Source organism: Halomonas sp. ND22Bw (assembly GCF_003011945.1).
GTDB classification, from domain to species: domain Bacteria; phylum Pseudomonadota; class Gammaproteobacteria; order Pseudomonadales; family Halomonadaceae; genus Halomonas; species Halomonas halophila.
In genome coordinates, this window is sequence record NZ_PXWD01001155.1 from 1 (window position 1) to 261 (window position 261).

Sequence of the window (261 nt, forward strand, 5' to 3'; positions counted from 1 at the left end):
AGGCTTGAGCCGACGCGAGGGTTGCCTCTGGGTCCTTCCAGAGGCAGCGGTTGCGGCTGATCCAGCCGAAGAAGCGCTCGACGACCCACCGGCGCGGATGCACTGCGAAGGGGCCTGATGGGGTGGACGGCCCCCGCTAAGGCATCGCTGTGCCAGGATGAGGTCCGTTGGATCTCATCGACAGGAGCCGTCCATGGCACAGGTTAGCACCATCGGCCTCGATCTGGCGAAGAACGTCTTCCAAGTCCACGGCATCGATGC

At 64.4% G+C, this 261-nt stretch carries 1 pseudogene; it reads right to left on the reverse strand.

Annotated elements, in window-relative coordinates:
* Positions 1-109 (reverse strand): annotated as a pseudogene (locus CVH10_RS21795) (IS5/IS1182 family transposase); the annotation flags it as partial.
* Positions 110-261: the final 152 nt, after the last annotated feature.